The sequence below is a fragment of the cyanobacterium endosymbiont of Rhopalodia gibberula genome (assembly GCF_003574135.1).
Taxonomy (GTDB): Bacteria; Cyanobacteriota; Cyanobacteriia; order Cyanobacteriales; family Microcystaceae; genus Rippkaea.
In genome coordinates this window covers 130493-151442 of the sequence record NZ_AP018341.1, presented here as the reverse complement: position 1 = coordinate 151442, position 20950 = coordinate 130493, and the positions used below count along the sequence as shown (strand labels likewise).

Here is a 20950-nt window from a genome sequence, read left to right as displayed (position 1 = left end):
ATTAATTTTGATTATTCTTGTTTTTATAAATTAATTTTAAAAAAAAAGAGGGCTTTTGCCCTCTCATTGTGGTCAACGAATTAGGTTTAAATTAACGTTAAACTACACTAAAAACAATCACGAATCCTAAAACTGCTCCAAAGATAATTAAAGCATAGAATTGAACGCGACCATTTTCCAGATATTTCAATCCTTCCCCACTTACAATAGTAGCCAAACCGGTTAGATTAACTACCCCATCAATGACACGATAATCTACTTCCATAATTTGACGAGCTAATCGACGACACTTCATAACAAAAACATTATGATAAACATCGTCAAAATACCATTTATTGAGGGAGAATTGATACAAGGCTGGATATCTTTCAGCAATTGTTGCGGGATCAATTTTATGTTGCAAATACATCAAAGAAGCAACTGTAATTCCGATTACGGCAATACCGACAGAATTCCCGGCCATAATTAAAAACTCTGTCCAATCAAAATGAGCAGTTTTTTCAATGACTTCTCCTGGCGCAAAAATGAACCCTTCAAACCTATTATCCCAAGGTTTTCCCAATAAACCGATCAAAGCTGAAGGAACCGCTAACATTAATAAGGGTAAAGTCATAGTAAAAGGAGACTCATGGGGAGAACAGCTATGATCGTGGGCATGATTATTATGGTCTGATTTACTAATGTCCATTACCCCTGGACTTCCTTGAGGAAGGGGAGAAGATGCATCCAAAGAAGCTAACAATTGATTTTTGATAGCTTGATCGTTACCGCGAAATTCTCCTTCAAAGGTCATGAAATACATACGGAACATATAAAATGCAGTGAGTCCCGCAGTTAACCAACCAACTAACCACAATGCAGGGTTAGCCTCAAACGCAAGACCAAGAATTTCATCTTTTGACCAAAAACCTGCAAAAGGAGGAATTCCACAAATAGCTAAAGTTCCTACCAAAAAGGCTAAAGAAGTCAGAGGCATATACTTACGTAACCCACCCATTAATCGCATATCTTGAGCCAAAATAGGTTCATGACCTACAACTCCTTCCATTCCATGGATAACAGACCCAGAACAAAGGAACAACATAGCTTTGAAATAAGCATGGGTCATCAGATGAAATAATCCAGCGCTATACGCCCCGATTCCCATAGCCATTACCATGTAACCCAATTGGGAAATAGTGGAATAGGCTAACCCTTTCTTGATGTCGTTTTGAGTCAAGGCGATAGTCGCGCCTAAAAAGGAAGTTAACGCTCCAACCCAGGCAATAGTAGACATTGCTACCGGAATTTGTTCAAAGACAGGGTACATCCGCGCTATGAGAAAAACCCCAGCTGCTACCATCGTTGCAGCGTGAATTAAAGCCGAAATAGGAGTAGGACCTTCCATTGCATCTGGTAGCCAAACATGGAGGGGAAATTGGGCTGATTTAGCCACAGGACCCAGAAACACTAAAACGGCAAATACAGCGGCTAAAGCTGGGGCTATGGTTCCTATAGAAATTAATTCTTCGAGACGTTCACCCATGATGTGGAAATCAAAGCTTCCAGTTGCCCAGTATAACCCTAACATTCCCAACAGTAGCCCAAAATCTCCGACACGGTTGGTTACAAAGGCTTTTTGACAAGCATCTGCGGCAGCTTTACGGTCAAACCAAAAGCCGATCAAAAGATAGGAACACATTCCCACTAATTCCCAGAAAATATAAACTTGAACTAGGTTAGGACTAATGACTAATCCCAGCATTGATGCACTAAAAATGCTCAAATAAGCGTAGAATCGTACATATCCAGGGTCATGTGCCATATAACCATCAGTGTATACCATCACCAGAAAGGCAACAGTGGTAACGATAACATTCATTAAGGCACTAAGGTGATCAATGGTATAACCCATATTAAGATGAAAATTGCCAGCTGCAGCCCATTCAATCATACGAGTATAGTCAGCGTGGCCTTGAATTTGACTCCATAAAAGAGTGAAGGACATCACCATCGATGCACCTAATAAGGAGATGATGAAGACTGCATTTATCTGTCGCAGGCGGTTAGTTCCTTGATTAAAGGAAATAAGTCCTAACCCGACTAACATCGCCCCAACTAAGGGTAGGACGGGTATTAGCCAGGCATATTCATAAAGAGGTTCACTCATGTAATTTTCTAAACACTAGGGGTTACAAGACAATTAGAACATGGACTGATGACTATGGCGAGTTGACGAGAAGTTAGAGTTAATTCATGTTCAACCATATTCTACAAATCTATTCTTTAGTGTACGTCAGTCTTTTTGTCTAAATTCCGAATTATCAATTAAAAATCTCAAAGAGTTTGGAGTTAGAAGTTGTAAATATGAAGATTCCAACCTCAAAATCTAATCTTATAAACACTTTTCTATTTAGGTTTTTTAGGGAAACTACACTTTTTTTTGTTGTATAAACCGTATTGTATCAATAAATAACTACGTTTAGAATGTAATCAATGAAATAAATAAATAGAGGCACTTAACTAGAGTTAATGGAGTTTTCTTATGGCACTTATTCGTTACAGTAACAATCGCGAATTGGACACTCTACAACGCCAAATGAACCGTTTGTTTGATGATGTTTTTTCCACTACTTTTGAGCGGAATATGAAGGGGGCTGCTTCTGTACCTGCAGCTGAACTTTCAGAAACTGATGATGCGATTCTACTTAAATTGGAAGTCCCTGGAATGAGAAAAGAAGATCTTGATGTTCAGGTGACTAAAGAAGCCGTTTATATTAAGGGTGAGCGTAAGCAGGAATTCGTTTCTGAAGATAAAGGAATAACTCAAAGTGAGTTCCGTTATGGCAAATTTGAACGGGCAGTTGCACTTTCCTCTTTAGTTGATAATACTAATGTTACTGCTGAATATAAAGACGGCATTCTTCACTTAACTATTCCTAAGGCTGAAGATGAAAAAAGCAAGGTTGTCAAAGTAAACCTTAGTTAGTGGGTGACAGTAGTCACATAGCTTAGTTTTCGACTCTAATAACTTCTCGGGTAATCATCAGAGAAGTTATTAGTTTTTCTTTGACTATAAAGCTTCAAAATAATACAAGAATTTTTATTGACTTTATTTGAAAATACCTCCCTTAGGAAAATTTTTAAAATCTTCTATCTCGAATAAGATAGATACCATTAAATAGACACATTTATATAAGATATAATAGATATTTTTATTAGCAAATATTTGCTTATTTTTAATACAAAAAACTTTTTTTAAAAATATTTTTGATAAAAACTATAGTTTATTTAAATAAACTATAGATATATATTCATATACTAAAAACATAAGATCATTTGGATTTTCTTATTGCGATATTTAAGAAAATAGATTTGGAGTGTGAAGTAAAAATAAACTTATAAATGCTCTTTAAAAGAAATAGAGTTAGGTTTTAAAAAAAACTGTCTTAATTCATACTTTCCAAGTAATAAGACAGATATAGTTAAAGGAATAAAATAATAAACTACTCGATAGATTAAGAGAAAACCAAATATTTTTTCTGTAGAAACAAATGGAGATAAAAATACAAGTATAACTGTTTCAAAAATTCCTAAGCCACCTGGAACATTACTTGCTAATCCAGCTATCTGTGCCAACATATATATTCCTAAAAAAGTTTGATAAGAAAAAGAAACAGAGTCACTCAAAATAGAGTAAAAAACTGCTGCAGCTAATGACCAATCTAATGCGGATACAATTAGCTGACCTAAAGCCATTTTAATTGAAAGATTAGGCAAAGTCCATTGACCAATCTTCACTGGCTCTTTAGAGATAACTGTTAGCGATAAGTAAACTAAAATAAGTATAAGAAAAATTACTCCTAATGGCTGTACTGAGACAAACGGTAAATTTAATAACTGAGGAATTTTTAAAGGATTTATGGTAAAAATAATTGCTCCCATAACAAATAATCCTAAAACAAAAGTTAAATTACAGAAAGCAGAAATTTGAGCTATAGAAATTGCAGATAATCCCCAATTGGAATATAAACGATAGCGAATCATACAACTACTGACTAGAGCAAAACCAACACTATTACTAATTCCCGAACAAATAACACTTACTAAAGCCTTTTTAGAATAAGAAAGAGTATGACGAACATAATTTACTGCTAAACAATCATATCCTGTCATAATTATATAGTTTAGGCTCATTAAAACAATCGCTCTCAGAACATTAGATAGGGGAACTGCAGATAAAGTATTCCAAATATTTTGAGTATTGTAGTAGTAGAAATTTTTATATATTGTCCAAAAAGACAAAACAAAAAGTACTAAGCTAAAACAAGATGTAAGTAAGCGAAAAGAAATATTGTTAAACATTTTGAAAAATAAAAATAAAATTATTATATAATGAACATATAAAAAGTAAATTTATTTAAAAATAAAATATATCTTACGAAGAAATATTTATTAATTACGATTATATTTCAATTGTAGTTGTACTTCAACTAGAAAAAACTTTAACCCATATTTCTTTTTTTATAAAAAAAGAAATATATTAATTAAATTAAGGTACAAGATTTACTTTTCTTTACTAAGACTAATTTAGTTAATCAAGTTAAGTTGATATTTATATTTTAATCAAAGATCCTAGATTTATCTAAAATTATTTCTTGAACGACGATTAAAAAATGTTTATAATATTTTAATCATTAAAGTAACAATAATATCTTGATCCAAGATAAATCTATGTTAGTTGACTATGGGACCACTTCTTAATCTTTAACTTTATACACAACGATATTGACTTTAGATATTATTTGTGTTCCCATCTATCCATTTTAAGGAAAGTAATATACTCAAAAAAATTGTAATGGTATTTTATTCTATTCTTTGATAGATGACATTTACTTTTTTATGTCTAGTCACAATTGTTTAGTCTTATATATTTTCTACTTGAGGGTTATATCAAACAAATCCAATATTCTCAAACCTTGGAGCATTATTCCGTATATATTTTGATTTTGGACTTCATGGACTACTATTCAAAATAACCCCAATAATTAAAGATCTGGTCAGTATAACCTTTTGTAAGTCTTAGAATTTTTCAAAAAATTACTTTTAAATAAGAGCAGAATTTTTATTTTCAAAGACTTTACCTGTTTTTCTGTAAATATCTTTATATTCTATAGACTTTGTAATCTTTCGCATAGCCTAAAATCCCAACTCAAAAACATTGTTATTATTATCCCTGCAATCCAAATTATTTCAGAATTAGTTAGTTTTCTCCTTCCCACAACCAGCGACATCGAAAATGAGGAAAGATGTTTACCAGCTTCTACTGGACAATCCTTATATGATAGGCTTTTAAATGAGTTCGTTCTTCCTAAGAACTCTCGTTAAAACTTATTCGCAGTGTCTTAACCCATTATGTCGTTAGTCGCGATAGACTTGAAGCAGAAAACCTAAAATTTATTTTCGAAGAGAAGTTTTAATTAATCTGTCAGAAATTAATTCGTCAGATCCAGATTTTAGACTTTATATCTCATCGAAGTTGTAGCTTACCTTATTTTTCTAACTTACTTCTGGTCAGAATACAAGAAATTGAAAATATCTTAGTGCGAGAGCTGTATTCTATACATTTGTATTTATCTCTATTATGTCTGAATGTAGAGCGGTTATTCGGATGATTAATTAACAGAAGAATTAGGACTTCTGGTGTTTGTCAGATAATTAGTTTTGTAGAAATTCTAGTCTATGCGTATTGTAAATGTATGAAATTAATAAAGTGTTTAAGGAATCGATAGTAAAGGAGATAAAAGAACTAACAGTCGTTTTTTTGAAACCATTATCATCTGGTTAGTGGAAAAATAGTCTCCAATGTCTGTAGTAACGACAGCTAATAATGTTCAACTTTACTCTCTTAAATGTTGTGCAAAAGCTCCTTTGATGAAATTTTCTTTGTGAGTTTGCCTACATAAGAGGAACGTGAAGCTATTTTTAACGTCTCTCCATCTAGACTCCGACCTCACAACTTGAAAAATTGCAATATCAAGCAGTTAGCCCATGAAACACCTAATTTTCCTAAGGTAGAAATCAAACAAATTTTGATTAAGCCAATATGCATTAGCTTAATCAAAATCAGGGTTTTATCTCTGAGAGTATCTTAGAGGCTTGCCAGTCAAATTATTTTTTTGACAAGAACTGCCCAAAAACAAGTCGAGTTTGTGCAAGACTGGGCTGCTGCGGAGAAAGCTAGTCCAGCTTTCCGCATAAGTCGTTTACTGTAATATCATTTACGATCAACTTAGTTAGGGATTTGGAGTTACTGTCTTATGTCAAGTTTTGAAGTTTTATTTTGAAGCAATCATGAAATATTTCTCTGTCTTTTTACAATTTATTTTAGGATTCTTTGTCGGAATTCTTCTACTCGTTAGTGGGACTACAGCCTTAGCTTATGTAGTGTTTTATCGTTTAAATACCTCGCCTCCAAAACCTATTTTTGTCGAAGAAAAACAAGAAAAAACTACGGAGGCATCTAACCTTGAGTCTAACGCCCAACAAAGAGCTAAAAAATCTGAAGAAAAATCTGAAGAAAAATCTCAAGAAGAAATAGCTACTCGACAATCTCAACCTTCTCCCGAAATGGAAAAAGGAAAAGAAGAAAAAGAAGAAAAAGAAGAAAAGGAAGAGGATTTGCCTTCCGGGGCTTACAAAGCTTCTGTTATTTGGCCTGGTGGGTTAAGTTTACGGGCTGAACCTGACCAAGATGCCCAAAGGATCGGAGGCGTTGATTACAAGGCTGAACTGATTATTTTGAAGACAAATCTCGATGGAGACTGGCAAAATGTTCGTCTTTCCAGAAATGGACAAGAAGGTTGGGTTAAAGCGGGAAATGTCCAAAAAATAGAATAACGAGTAAGGTGGGCAATGCCCACCTTACTCGTTAGAAAAAACTCACTTTGATAAATATCAATGTAAAAATTTTTTTAATAAAGTGCCTACATAATTTGTTGATAATGGTTTTATAAATAAATAACCATAACAATTTTTACAGCTTAGCTATGTTGCCTAGTCTAATTGTAATTATGCTTTTACGTTTCTAGCCATAATTCTTATTATTATAAATATGGGATAAATTTATTCACAGTACACAAAAGTTTAGAGTTTTTGTTATTAGTATGTATGTGCGTGATAAATAATTAATCAATTTTCATAAAAACCAGCCAAATAATGTAAATGATTTAACGAAAAATATTTCGTACTAAAATCATTGAGATAGATGTTAACATTTTTTTATCTAAAGTAAAGAATCAGCTTGATAGCTACTGATAATATTTTGTATTAAAATAATTTCGGTAATTCCCACTTTCAAAAAGAGACCTTAAGATAAGTTTGGATTTATACTTCATCACTTGTATTTAAAAAAACATATTTTTAGATTGTTTACTAGATGAATTAATGCTTTTTTTAGATACTGAATATTCAAAAAATTAAGTTCACTCTCTTTTCAATTGTTAAATTTTTTTTAAAAAAGTTTATTAATCTATGGGTGGATCGTAGTACGGCGCAAAAATATTATAATAATTCTCTAACTATAGAATAAATAATTAAATGGTTGAGTAAGCACTATTAGTTAGGTTGGCATCTTATAGCTAAGATCTACGCTAAAAAGTAATTGTAGCAGTATAAAAAATATATAAATCTATTGTTTTTTAAGCTCAAAATACTTTTAATTTATGCTTAAACAAAAACAAAAAACAAAAATTTATGAATAAATTACTCATAAGCACAATAGACATAATAAGATCATAAATAAATATTTTTTTAGTAAGAAATAATATGATTTAAGCAATAATTGCTCTATAAATAGACTAAATAAAAAAATATTTATAATAACAAAACTACTAAAAAACTTGATTTAAATAAAAGTTAACCATTAAAAATTTATTTAGAGTAGAGAAATATATTCATCCTAGAATTAGTTATTTTAACGTGATATATAGTCAGTACGGAAGTAAATTTATAGAATAGTTAAACTCTTTTTTTTAAAAAAAGTACATACTAAAATTTTTAACAATAAAATTTTTTAAAAAATCTTAGATAACTACATAAATAATGTGGCTAAAAAAAATTGGACACGTAAATAATAAACAAAAACAATATTTAAGATTTAAGTTCAAAACTACATATTTAAAAAACTCAGGCACTAAAATAAATAAATGAGTAAGTACAGAAATCAAAAAAATAATAAAATATAGTAGAATAAGTAAAAATCAAAAATAAAAGTATTGGAACAAATATTAAATAGATTGATTAAGATGTTTAAAATTTATATAAAATAAAGAATAATAATATTATTAACTATCTTGCTTTAGAATTAAACTAAATTAACTTAAGTTGCTGAAGGCTTAACTCAGTAAGTGTTTATACTTATTTTATCTATTTTTTCAAGTAAAATAGATAAAATAAGTATAAAAAATAAGTAATTTTTTAGAAAAATTAACAATTGAAGTGTTAACATAGAACAACTAAAGTCTAAATATTTCAAGGTAGAGGTTAATGTCTACTAACCTTTGCTTTGAAATGAACAAAAATCTTGTGTTTGATATAACAGATCATATTAAATATAAGATAATAAACGTTATTTCTACTATTAATAACAACAAAAAAACTTTATAAAAAGTAAAAAGAAATTAACAATTTAATAATTAAATTTCCGACAATAATCCTGTCAAATTAGTTTAACTACTTCAATAGTAGTTTTGATATAAAAATATAAAATATTCAGAAATATATGACAAAGCACATGAGTTACGATATTGTAATAAATGACATTAATCAATACGTAATTATAATCAGTAGTGGAAAGGGTTTCTTTAATAAAAGACAAATTCTTTTCTTGATACCAAGTAATATCAGAAGCATTATGATATTATTTGGTACCTAAAGCTAACCATCTTACAAATAACACATAGAGATCTAAATAATACTTAATATATGCTATCTAAAAAAGCCAAGAATCCAGAGTATAAGCTATGTACTAAAGTAAACCAATAATGATAGTATCAATTATAAAATAAAACAGAGACTTAAGTACCAAAAACTCAAAGTAATAGGAGGTAATTACTGCTCTAACTTCCTGTAAAATAAGAAATAAATTTTTCGGTAGTTTCACGTTCAAATCCAGCAGTTATTGATTGCTAAATTTGCTAAATATTCACTGTCTAGAAGTATTTTAAAAATGAAAATGGTTAGAAGTTGTCAATCTAGAAGTAAAATCTCCCCTACTTAGGTTTAAGGCAACAAATTTACTTAAATTTACACTTAGATCGCCATAGATATACAGACTATGTAGCGATTTTTTATAAGAAGTAAATCGAAAGTTTTCAATGCCATTTAAATTAAAAATAAATTTTTCAGATATATATTTTTTTATAGTTCTTCCATACCGACTGTAACGAAATCTAAATGTAAAAAGGCTGAAAGTTTGGATTTACAGGAACTTCGAGATTACAAGAGCTAGATTTTATAAAAATCCAGCTCTTGTAACTATTAGGATTCTCATCATAGAATCTTAGAAGTTATTAGTGACTAATCTATTATGTTTAGTCAATTTTATAATCTTAGAAACCTCATCTGTTTTTTCTAACTGCGCCAACGTAATATTCTCGGTTCTACTGGATTCTTAAAGAGTCGATTTTCCGCTTTAGACCTTTGATATTCTTGTTTTAGACGAAAATACCATTTTGCCTGAGTGTCTGCATCATCAATCAACATTAATGAAGGATTGTGGCTTAGTCCTTCTCGTTGTTGAATTACCGCATCACGATCTTGTGCCAAAAACTGACGGGTGAGAAATCCTAATAAAGGTTTAAAGACTCCCATCCAAGGAATAGTCCAATAAATACTCTGAAAGGCTTCACATTCGTTTTCATCAATAGGGGTAATAGTGGTTAATAAACAAGCAGAATAGCGATCACCTCTTAAAATTTCTGTTCGCACACCAGGTAATTGAAAGATAATTTCAATAGAAACCCTATCTCCTAAGAGTTTATAAGGGCGTGCACTTACTGGCATATCATAGGGGACAAGACGAAATCCTTGAGTGACAGGTTCATATTGCTTTTCTTTGATTCGGAATTTCTGTGGACCACTACGCCACCACCAAGAACTATGAATGTGGGGACCGTGGGCAGGATCCATTAACCCAATAATAGCGTGGTCAATATTGCAGGCAAAACGAATGACTTCGGAAATTCCAGGTTCGATTCTACCAAAATCTGGAATAGCAGGCACAGGGGGAATAGTAGTCAAATCAGTCTCTTTGTCAGTATCCATCGCACAATAGACCCAGATATTCCCTTGAACTTCTCGGCAAGCATAGGTAGGAACCCGAATACGACTAATATCTAAATCATCATGTTCAGTTAAAGAAGGAATTTCCCTACAACTACCATTATGAGTGCTAAACTTCCAGCCATGATAACGACAACATACATTGTCTCCATCCATCCATCCATATTGCAAGGGGATTCCTCGATGAGGGCAAATATCACGCATAGCAAAGACTTCCCCATCTTTACGCCGTCCAACTAAAATGGGTTCGCCAAGCATTTTCTTATGAACCATTTCACCTGGTTTCAATTGTTTACCAGGTAAAGCTACATACCAAAAATCACGCAATAGGGTGGTCATGAAGCTATCCTCCTCTCAGGGAAATTGACGTGGTTTCTTTGGTTCTGTTCCATATTAACGAGATCAAAGTCGATTTTATCTTATACATCTCCAAGGTTAAAAGATAAATGACTAAATGACCAACAGGAGTAGTACTATGATTTTGTTTGAAACATCTTCTCCATATCGATAATTTCCTCGATTAACTCCCTTGGGAGTGATGGAAAAGTAAATTTAATGTTCGAAGGATATTCTCTGTCTAAATTATCTCAATACAGAGTTTACTTCTCGGTAAAAAGCTAAAAGTTTTGTTTTGTAAAGTTTTCAAGATTACAAGAACTTAATTTTTATAGAAATTAAGTTCTTAGAGTTAACATAAAATATTTAAAATGAAAATCAAAAAAGTTATGAATTGTTATATTATTGCAATTAGTATAAAAGGGTAAGTGTTTTAAATATTATCTTTTTTAATTTATAAAAAAGATAATTAAATTCTGCTAAAACAAAGCCGTAAGGACTGTTTTTTATAAAATAAACATTAGTTAAATTAGCTAATTTTTGTGTTATTAATTAGATTGATATAGCTAAAATAAACTTTATTTAATTAGCTTTAATTATTTTTTAAAAATTTTTAAATACAATTAATTGGCATAGTTATTTTAACAAATTTTTATATTTTACTTTATATTCTTCTAAATAACTATTTTTTATTACTACTTTTTTTAAAAAAAGTAGTAATAAAAAATACTATACAAACCAGCACTTATATTAAAAGTTTTTGGCCCTCAAAAGCAAGAAAAAATAAGATTTTTTTATATAAAAAAAATTATTGATTAAATTAAGTATTTTTTTAAAAAAATTAGATATATCATTTGTATTTTTAATTGAAATATTGAAAATACTAAACCTAGTATAAAATATAAAATACTAAAGTCAAATATATTTTTTGTATAAGTTTTTATTTGGTTGATATTAGTTGGAAAATGAAAACAAATTTCATAATTATTATCCAATTTATTATCGGCAGACATATTGTTCAACCCAAAGTGACAATGTATTATTTACCATATAATTAATATCTGTATGAGACAAGTAACTCTTTAGATTGAAGTAGTTCAAAAGTTCTGTAGTAATTTTAGAAATACATATTCATAAAAAGGCACCAAAAATTGTATTCTCTGGTTCTTTTTCTTAAAATCAGACCAGAGTCTACTGTAACAGAAGAACTATCCTGTACAAGGGCACTATTACTGATAAAGATTTGAGATAAGTTTTACGAATTCATTTCAGTCTACAAAATTCTTAATAAATCACTGTCAATACAGACAATCTTCTCCTTACATTCTACATCACTCATCTTACTTAAGACTAAAGACAATGGTGCTACTGAAAACATTGCGATTTAACCTAGTTTGTTCCCAGATTCCATATAAACATAGGTTAGTTTTGATTTAGAAAAACTAGTGACAGTAACATCGCTAACATTAATCAATAAGCAACTTAACATCTCTTTAGAGTTAGCACCACTAGCGTAATGTCATACATGTTCTAGGCATCTTGAACTAAATTTTACCTCTGGAGTTAATCTTAATTAAAGGTATCCTAGAAAATTAGGAATGAGCTTCTCAGTAATGCAACAATTGAGTAATAAGAAGTTTTTTATGAATAATTGTCTTCAAATCAGTCAGATTTTTAATTGTGAGCAGATATCTTGAGTAGTTATCAGGAAGATTGATATTAAGACATAATTCTGTATATTTATTTTTTCCATCGTAAATAGAGTATTATTTAGGATAATTTATCAAGTCCAAATAAATAAACTCTAGGAGATTTAGCTTTAAACAAGTCCTTAATTTCTTAAGTTCTAAACTAGTTTTATTTTTTAATATTGGTTCTAGTTTCTTCTTGAAGATGATATTGAGTCCGGTCTTAGATTAAAACTTTATTGCCACTAGGAACTCGTCGGTCATTCATAATTATGATTTTTTCTACTTGATCTAAAGCAATTGTCTAGAGTTTCCTCATTATAATTCTAAGGAGTTATTCGGGTTAGTCTGAAATTGAAAAAATAAAAATATAGTGACAATTATCTATAAAATCAATTATTTTTCTATTTTTCTACTTAAAGTAATTGATATAATCATGATTAGTAGTTTGGCAAAATGTTATCTTATGTGTGCCATCTTTGGAAAAGCTCATTTCACCCATCATCAGAAATCATAAAGATTATTATATAGCCACAATATGTGCAATTGATCAAGTCTGCAAAGTCTATAATTAGAATGGATCATTCAGATAATCTAGGAATATTGTATAGTTAATTAACTACCATCATCATGGTAATACTTTTGGACTCTTTTTTAAACAGATTTGGTAACTATTCCTAAGATATATATTGCCCTTCTGTTTGATGGCGTGCTTTTCTCCTCAACCGATGAATTCGTCAGAACTGCTCAAAGAAAGCTTAGAATAAGAAAGTTCTAACATTAACTGGTTATGTCATCCCTAACACTTCTCAAAGGCGAAGAAAGAGAGGTTAAAACTTCGGGAGGGTCCTCCGTCGATGGCACTCCCCTCGATTACATTGTAGTCTTGTCCACTGTAGTTACAGTTCTCGCACTTATTCCTTTTTCCATAACCATTGGTTCAGGGGGGTTGTTTCCTATGAGTCAGGGGATTTTTCCCTTAGTTGGGTGGTTACTAGGTCCATTAGCTGGAGCGATAACCAGTGGAATGGGGACTCTTATTGGTGTATTTCTCGCGCCTCATACTGCGGGAATTCCTCTGATTTCTATTTGGGGAGCAGTGATAGCTAGTTTTACGGCCGGTGTAATGTCTTCAAGGAAGGGAAATATATATTGGCGTTTTGGGTTAACCTTTGTTTTTATAATTGAGTTAATTTTATATACTCGCCATGCTCTTTCTAATGGGGTTTCTTTTTCAACAATTATTGCCGGTTCTTTGATTGACTGGTCAGGTATTTTATTGTTTACCTTGCCCACCTGTTCTTTGATTGCACAATGTATTAGTAGTAAGAAACCTTTCTTCGTAACTGTTGGGGTATTTTTTGGGACTTGGATGATCATGGGACTATCTCATCTAAATCAAGTTTTTATTACCTACTATATATTCAACTGGCCTGAAGAAACCTGGTTATTTTTAATTCCTATTATACCGTTAGAAAACTTAGTCCGTTCTTTAATAGGAACATTTATCGGTATTAGAGTTATTTATGGTTTACGGGCTATTGGTTTAATGAAACCCAAACAAGCTATTTATTAATTAAAGGTAAAAAGTAGGAGTTAATATATTTTCTTTTGTTTGTCCATTTCATCAAATAATTATGGATACGATTGCTAGTTTAAAAAATGTCTCTTATCTTTATCCCAATTCCTCCAAACCAGTCCTCGAAAATATTTCATTAGACATTGCTCAAGGGGAATTTCTGGGCATTATTGGTCCAACTGGTGCCGGAAAAACTACTCTTTGTTTAACCCTCAATGGGATTGTTCCTCAATTTTATGGGGGTCGTTTTTTTGGTTATGTCACCGTCGGGGGACTTGATACCATAGAAGAAACAGTCAGTACCTTAGCGCAGTATGTGGGAACAGTTTTTGAGGATCCTGAAACTCAATTACTGTCAACTTCAGTAGAAAATGAAATCGCTTTTGCTCTAGAAAATCTCCTTGTTGAACCTGATGAGATTATTACTCGTATTTCCCAAGTGTTGGCAGCGGTTCGACTTGAAGGAACCCAAAAGAAACATCCTCAAGAATTGTCAGGGGGGCAAAAACAGAGGTTAGCAATCGCTGCAGCTTTAGCCTTACAACCCAGGTTATTGATTCTCGATGAACCTACCTCTCAATTAGATCCCATTGGTTCTCAAGAAGTGTTTGCTACTGTCAAGGAATTAAACCGGGAATTAGGAGTCACCATCATTATGGTGTCCCACGCTGCAGAAGAAATGGCCGAATTCAGTGATCGCATTGCCATATTATCAGAGGGAAATTTGTTAATCACCGGTTCTCCTCATAAAATTTACTCAGAAATTGAACTCCTCCAGGCTCAAAATTTACGTCCCCCTGAAGTTGCTCAAACTTTCTACCACATTAGTCAAAAAGAAATTACAGTTCCTCGAATCCCTATAACACTTGATGAAGGACTATCCGCTCTCAAGCGTATACAAAGCAATGTGTCTATTGTGCCATCTTTCACTATGCCTAAGACTTACGCTCAAGATAGAGAAAAATTAGTTCTCTCAACTGAGGATTTAACTTATATTTATAAGAATGGAACAAAAGCTTTACACCAAGTTTCGTTAGATATTTATCAGGGAGAATATGTATTAATTGCAGGTCAAAATGGAGCTGGAAAAAGTACTTTAGTTAAACACTTTCTAAATTTATTATCTCCTTCTCAAGGAATTGTTAAAATTCGTCAGCGAGACATCAGAACTTTTTCTGTGAGTGAATTATCTTGTTTTATTGGTTATGTAGGGCAAAATCCAGACAACCAAATCTTTAATATGACAGTGGAAAAAGAAGTCTCATTTGCCTTAGAAAATCTAAATTATCCTTCTCAAAAAATTGATGAAAAAGTTAGGAAAAGTTTGGAAACAATGGGGTTATTAAGATATCTTCACCTCCATCCTTTATCCCTGCCAAAGGGTGATCGTGCTCGAATCATAATTGCTGCTATTTTGGCCATGGAACCTGATATCATCATTTTTGATGAACCCACAACTGGACAAGACTATTATGGTTCTATCGCTATTTTAGAAATGAGTCGTCAGCTACATAAAATGGGAAAAACTGTCATTGTTATTACCCATCATTTATATCTGATGCCAGACTATGCTCAACGCGTAATTATAATGGGTCAAGGAATTATTTTACTCGATGCCCCTATTCGTGAAGCTTATTATGAAATTGATTTATTAAAATCTACTTATCTTACTCCTCCCCAAGTGGTTTTCTTGGGAAAAAATCTCAGTCAATTTTCTGGACAAAATTATCCTGTATTAACTCCTCTTGAATTAACTAACTGTTTTTAACTAACTATTAATTAGCAACGATAATCCTATGTTTAAATTTGAATATATTGAACACAATACCTTTTTTAATCGCTTAGATTTTCGGACTAAACTAGTAATGATTGTGATAATTACTCTAATTGCTTTTATTTGGGACAGTCCTATTACTGAGGGCATTCTTGCTGTATCTGTAGGTTCTGCTTGTTTATTAGTAGGAATTAAATTAGAGTATTTTAGATTGGTTCTAAAAATAATGCTTCCTTTTTATATTTTTATGTTAATAACTATGGGTTTTTTTAATGTTGACCAGGTCAAAACTTTAATTAATAAAAACACTTTGACACCTATTTTCAGTATTCCTCAAACTTATTGGTGGATTGGAGGAGCTTCTATGAGTCAAGAAGGAATTATCTATGCTCTAAATGTTATCTTCAAAACTTTAACCATGATTTTAGTTATTCCATTGGCTATTTTCACCACTGATATTAATCAAATGGTAGTAAGCATGGCACGAGCAAAAATACCTTATAAAGTTATTTTTGTTTTTTCATCTACATTGCGTTTTTTTCCTCTTCTACTGGGAGAAATTGAGACTATTATTGAAGCCCAAAAATTGCGAGGATTAGCTATAGAAAGAATGGGATTAATCTCGAAATTAAAAGTGTATTCAACTGTCGCAGTTACCCTAATTCTTAACACAATGGCTAAATCCCAAAAATTAGAAATTATTCTCCAGTCTAAAGCATTTTCTGGTAGTTCTAATCGCACTTATTTACATAAATCATTACTTACTATGGCAGATTATATAACAATTGTTTTGTTAGTTTTTTTATTAATCCTTGTACTAGCTTGCTACTCTAAATTTGGTGTAGGTAAATTTGCTTGGTTAATCTACTCTTAGTCGCTTACTTATTTTCTTATTACTTTAATAAAAGTTAAGCTATTGATTATAAAAACTGTCATGTAAGCAATAATTTTTATATATATTTTCTCTGTATTTAAGCTTACTACATTGCTTAATCTCTAAAATGTAAAAACTGCGTAATCAATAAAAGTAGTTTCACGAGACATTATCTTAAGATAATACAATAGATTCAAATAATATTGAGTTGTTGAGGCATTCAACAATAAACTCTATAAAAATAATAAATTAACAATTAGAGATTCTTCTTATATAGAAAAGAGGTCTACACTTAAGATTAATCATTATAGAGTGAAATCTAATTAATGTAGAAGTAAATTCACAGGGGAATTAGGCTAATTTTAAAAAAAGAAAATACACTCAAATATCCAAGATAAAGATTATTGAATATATCGTCGATAGTGACATTGATAATGTAGCCAGAAGTAATGTAGTGAACAAGAAATAGAAATAATCTTCAAAGATTTAGCTCAAAAATTACATATAAAAATACTCGGTAGCTTAAACAAAAAACAATTGATTTAATTTTTAGAAAATATTTAGAATAAATTATTTAATTTATTTAATGTTTAGTCTAAATTTCTTACTTGTTTATTGTACTCTACAAGATACTGGTTTTAAGAAAAATTTAACAAAAAAATATTAGAATTATTATTACTTTTTACATTTAAAAAACTTAATTCCTGCTTTAGAGATTAGCTAATTATTATGAATAATAAAAATCTATAGCAATATATTTATTAATAGATTAAATATTTAATTATTATAAGGAGTGATTTTTGAATAACTACAAGTAGATTTATTAATTTTATATATTTGCCACAAAAATAGCTTGTTTATAACTTTTTCCTACAAACTTATTACTATAAATAGTTCTCAATTACTAATTTTATGCCATTTATTTGAATAAATCTGATGTTGAACAGAACTTCTACTTTTATTAGGGTTAAAATAAATGTCCTATAATCTTAATATTTAATAACTATTTTTTTTATTAAAACTAATATTTTAGATTAAAAGCTGATAATAATACCCTAAATAATTACATTTCCAGTATCTCAATCTCTAAAAACATCGCCTGTACTTTAATTGAAAATAATTTCAATAGAAACTCTATAATTAGCACGACTAAGAACTACGGTAGAAAGAGTTTATCTAGAGTTTTTTTCGGGAAAACGGCAATGGTCTAAGTAAGCTATCTTTGTTAATTCTGAATAAATTGTTACCTATACTCCATTAATCTGCTAAAATTTTTATCAGTATTCTAATTATTTTTATTGATAGCCAAAGCTGTCTTAAAACAAGTTCTTTGTTTTTTTTATATTTTTACTATAGACTATCTATTTGGGACCTGATAAATTCAAGACTTTTGGGGTTTCCCTGTCGTTGTTTTGTTACAGTCATTCCAAAAAAGTCAAAAGAGTCAAAAATTTGTAAGATTTAGGTTGGTTTTAGATTAGAGACTCTTCAAATTACAGTTATGATTAATTCCTGATTATCGAAATCGTTCTACTAAACTTGTCCAAAGATTAAGATATGAGATCTATTTTTAGAATTCTAAAGAGAAAGTCGTTAAAATACAGCGGGTATTTTTTGGAGACATTGAACTAGTTAACAGTAAACAGTAAACAGTGAGAACACTGATAACAAAGAACTGAATAACTGTTTAACCAAACTCCAAGTATCACTGAGTACATTAGATAATCGCAATGGATATTGCCAATTTTCCCTGGTTAACTACCATAATTCTCTTTCCAATTATTGCCGCCTTGTTTATTCCGATAATTCCTGATAAGGACGGTAAAACAGTCAAATGGTATGCTTTGACTATTGGACTCATCAATTTTTCGGTGATTGTTTATGCTTTCTGTACTGGATATGATTTGAGCAATCCCGACCTTCAATTGTTTGAAAGCTATTCCTGGGTTCCTCAACTGGACTTAAATTGGTCGGTGGGGGCTGATGGGCTATCCATGCCCCTGATTCTGCTGACGGGGTTTATAACCACTTTAGCTACTATGGCTGCTTGGCCGGTGACATTTAAGCCAAAGTTGTTCTATTTCCTGATGTTATTGATGTATGGGGGACAGATCGCTGTTTTTGCAGTACAAGACATGTTACTTTTCTTTCTCGTCTGGGAATTAGAATTAGTGCCCGTTTATCTCATCCTATCTATTTGGGGAGGAAAACGCCGTCTTTATGCAGCGACTAAGTTCATCCTCTACACTGCGGCGGGATCATTATTTATCTTAGTAGCCGCTTTAACCATGGCCTTCTATGGTGGCAATACTACCTTTGACATGATGACGATTGCGAGTAAAGATTTTCCTTTAAAGCTGCAATTACTGCTTTATGGAGGTTTACTCATTGCTTACGGTGTTAAATTACCCATTTTTCCTCTTCATACTTGGCTACCGGATGCTCACGGAGAAGCCACTGCACCTGCCCACATGTTACTAGCGGGTATTCTCTTGAAAATGGGAGGATATGCACTGCTGCGGATGAATGCAGGGATGTTACCGGATGCCCATGCTTTTTTTGCTCCCATGTTAGTAATTTTAGGAGTTGTAAATATTGTTTACGCTGCTCTGACCTCTTTTGCTCAACGAAACCTAAAAAGAAAGATTGCCTACTCTTCAATTTCTCACATGGGGTTTGTCTTAATTGGGATAGCTTCGTTTACTTCATTAGGAACCAGTGGGGCAATGTTACAAATGATTTCCCACGGGTTAATTGGAGCGAGTCTTTTCTTTATGGTAGGTTGCACTTATGATCGTACCCATACCCTGATGTTAGATGAAATGGGAGGGGTAGGACAAAAGATGAAGAAGGTCTTTGCCATGTGGACTACTTGTTCAATGGCTTCTTTAGCATTGCCTGGAATGAGTGGTTTTGTCGCAGAATTAATGGTCTTTGTAGGATTTGCAACTAGTGATGCCTACAATTCAACATTCAAAGTAATTGTAGTCTTTCTAGCTGCTATTGGGGTGATTTTAACCCCCATTTATCTTTTGTCAATGTTGCGGGAAATGCTTTATGGACCTGAAAATGAAGAATTAATCTCCCACACCAAATTAATTGATGCTGAACCGAGAGAAGTGTTTATTATTGGGTGTTTATTAATTCCTATCATTGGTATTGGTTTATATCCAAAAATTGTCACCCAGATTTACGATTCTAGTATTAATCAACTCACTGCAGTATTACGTGATTCAGTGCCAACTTTAGGAAAAGGAGTTAAAGAAGTGCAGATATCTTTAACTCAACAAATGTCTTTGAAAGCTCCTGCAATTAAGTAACCTTAGGTAAGGTGGGTAGTGCCCGCCTTACTATCAATCATTAGCGTAAGGTAATATATTGTTATCAACAATTCTCATATTTTTCTAGTCTTAGATTTTTATACTTATTATTTAATTGAATTTTAAATTTTTTTAAAAAAACCAACACTACCAACGAATCAACAAGCTTTTAGTTTAATTTTTTATCACCAAACAACAATTACTGAAACGTGATAAATTAAGCAAACTGGATAACTCGAAGAAGAGACGACATTGAGAAACCTCTAGTTTCAGAAAATAACTATAGACACGTTTCAAGAAAATTTCTTCATTTGAGCAAAAGTTATAAAGCTTAAATATATTCTTGAAGAACTTTTTCAAAAAAATAGGCAGGAACAAAGTTCATTAAGGTATTCTAATTAATATCTTTGTTTTGCAAACCTACAGTTATTTTTTTTTTCTAAAGAATGCCACACAGCAGTATAAAGAAAAACTTGTTACGTACAAAACATGGTAGATAGGAATTGCCCTGTCTTCCACAAGCCAAATAATACGTAGAGCTGTCTATTTGTTATTAAGCTTACATATCAAGCTAGCTATTAAACGTAAATTAATCTTAATTAAAGTATCGCAGTATTAATTACAAAACTATGGATATTTTGAACTTTTTATTAGTTTTAAGTCTTCCTTATCGGTAATTTCGAAACTTAAGAAAACAATATCAAAATTGAACTGTACTATTAATTCTATTCAATTATTATCCTGGTCCCAATCAATAGACACTTCTGTGTCAGACCTAAGAAAATGTTAGTATTCTTTTTGTTAAATTATTAATTTTTTAAGTAAAAATGTGATGCTGTATTTTTTTTGTTAATGAAGTTAGTCTGATTATCCCAAAATTTGGCTAGGGGTCTTAATACGAGATTTGCGTGTATAAAAAATTACAAAATTGCAATGAAAAGAGAATTCTTATGAAAACTGGACTGATGTTATAGACACCCAACTCTAGTACATCGTAGCGGAAAATGGAGATCGTAGTAACATTAGGTTTTTCAGTCACGGAAATTACTCCCCCAG

At 31.5% G+C, this 20950-nt stretch carries 9 protein-coding genes; 6 read left to right on the top strand and 3 right to left on the bottom strand.

The genetic code is table 11. From position 1 onward, the window contains the following. Positions 1-97: 97 nt before the first annotated feature. Positions 98-2149 carry an NAD(P)H-quinone oxidoreductase subunit 5 gene (locus tag RGRSB_RS00465; protein WP_119259355.1) on the bottom strand — a complete coding sequence of 684 codons (2052 nt, stop codon included), beginning with the start codon at positions 2147-2149 and terminating at the stop codon, positions 98-100. Positions 2150-2524: 375 nt separating this feature from the next. On the opposite strand from RGRSB_RS00465, the gene RGRSB_RS00460 reads away from it, so the two are divergent. Beyond that, positions 2525-2968: an Hsp20/alpha crystallin family protein gene (locus tag RGRSB_RS00460; RefSeq protein ID WP_119259354.1), complete on the top strand. Its 444-nt coding sequence runs from the start codon at positions 2525-2527 to the stop codon at positions 2966-2968. Between the two features lie 410 nt (positions 2969-3378). Here RGRSB_RS00460 and RGRSB_RS00455 read toward each other — a convergent pair whose 3' ends face one another. Next, complete coding sequence (locus tag RGRSB_RS00455; protein ID WP_119259353.1) at positions 3379-4344, bottom strand: lysylphosphatidylglycerol synthase domain-containing protein; 966 nt, start codon at positions 4342-4344, stop codon at positions 3379-3381. A 1989-nt stretch (positions 4345-6333) separates the two neighbouring features. On the opposite strand from RGRSB_RS00455, the gene RGRSB_RS00450 reads away from it, so the two are divergent. Further along, positions 6334-6879 carry an SH3 domain-containing protein gene (locus RGRSB_RS00450; RefSeq protein WP_119259352.1) on the top strand — a complete coding sequence of 182 codons (546 nt, stop codon included), beginning with the start codon at positions 6334-6336 and terminating at the stop codon, positions 6877-6879. Positions 6880-9612: 2733 nt separating this feature from the next. Here the strand turns inward: RGRSB_RS00450 and RGRSB_RS00445 are convergent. Further along, on the bottom strand, positions 9613-10662 hold the full coding sequence (locus tag RGRSB_RS00445; protein ID WP_119259351.1) for a Rieske 2Fe-2S domain-containing protein: 1050 nt from the start codon (positions 10660-10662) through the stop codon (positions 9613-9615). A 2475-nt stretch (positions 10663-13137) separates the two neighbouring features. Here RGRSB_RS00445 and RGRSB_RS00440 point away from each other — a divergent pair. The 4 genes from RGRSB_RS00440 to RGRSB_RS00425 all read left to right on the top strand — a co-directional run bounded on the left by RGRSB_RS00440 (position 13138) and on the right by RGRSB_RS00425 (position 19894). Further along, positions 13138-13923 (top strand): hypothetical protein, encoded by a 786-nt coding sequence (locus RGRSB_RS00440; protein WP_119259350.1) that lies wholly within the window; start codon positions 13138-13140, stop codon positions 13921-13923. A 61-nt stretch (positions 13924-13984) separates the two neighbouring features. Next, positions 13985-15694 (top strand): ABC transporter ATP-binding protein, encoded by a 1710-nt coding sequence (locus RGRSB_RS00435; RefSeq protein WP_119259349.1) that lies wholly within the window; start codon positions 13985-13987, stop codon positions 15692-15694. A gap of 28 nt (positions 15695-15722) precedes the next feature. Next, on the top strand, positions 15723-16574 hold the full coding sequence (locus RGRSB_RS00430; protein WP_119259348.1) for an energy-coupling factor transporter transmembrane component T family protein: 852 nt from the start codon (positions 15723-15725) through the stop codon (positions 16572-16574). Between the two features lie 1736 nt (positions 16575-18310). Further along, positions 18311-19894 carry an NAD(P)H-quinone oxidoreductase subunit 4 gene (locus RGRSB_RS00425; protein WP_172582107.1) on the top strand — a complete coding sequence of 528 codons (1584 nt, stop codon included), beginning with the start codon at positions 18311-18313 and terminating at the stop codon, positions 19892-19894. Positions 19895-20950: the final 1056 nt, after the last annotated feature.

Bases quoted from the DNA above. Each gene is read 5' to 3' on its own strand.
- RGRSB_RS00465 (WP_119259355.1), bottom strand. From the start codon at position 2,149: ATGAGTGAACCTCTTTATGAATATGCCTGGCTAATACCCGTCCTACCC.
- RGRSB_RS00460 (WP_119259354.1), top strand. From the start codon at position 2,525: ATGGCACTTATTCGTTACAGTAACAATCGCGAATTGGACACTCTACAA.
- RGRSB_RS00455 (WP_119259353.1), bottom strand. From the start codon at position 4,344: ATGTTTAACAATATTTCTTTTCGCTTACTTACATCTTGTTTTAGCTTA.
- RGRSB_RS00450 (WP_119259352.1), top strand. From the start codon at position 6,334: ATGAAATATTTCTCTGTCTTTTTACAATTTATTTTAGGATTCTTTGTC.
- RGRSB_RS00445 (WP_119259351.1), bottom strand. From the start codon at position 10,662: ATGACCACCCTATTGCGTGATTTTTGGTATGTAGCTTTACCTGGTAAA.
- RGRSB_RS00440 (WP_119259350.1), top strand. From the start codon at position 13,138: ATGTCATCCCTAACACTTCTCAAAGGCGAAGAAAGAGAGGTTAAAACT.
- RGRSB_RS00435 (WP_119259349.1), top strand. From the start codon at position 13,985: ATGGATACGATTGCTAGTTTAAAAAATGTCTCTTATCTTTATCCCAAT.
- RGRSB_RS00430 (WP_119259348.1), top strand. From the start codon at position 15,723: ATGTTTAAATTTGAATATATTGAACACAATACCTTTTTTAATCGCTTA.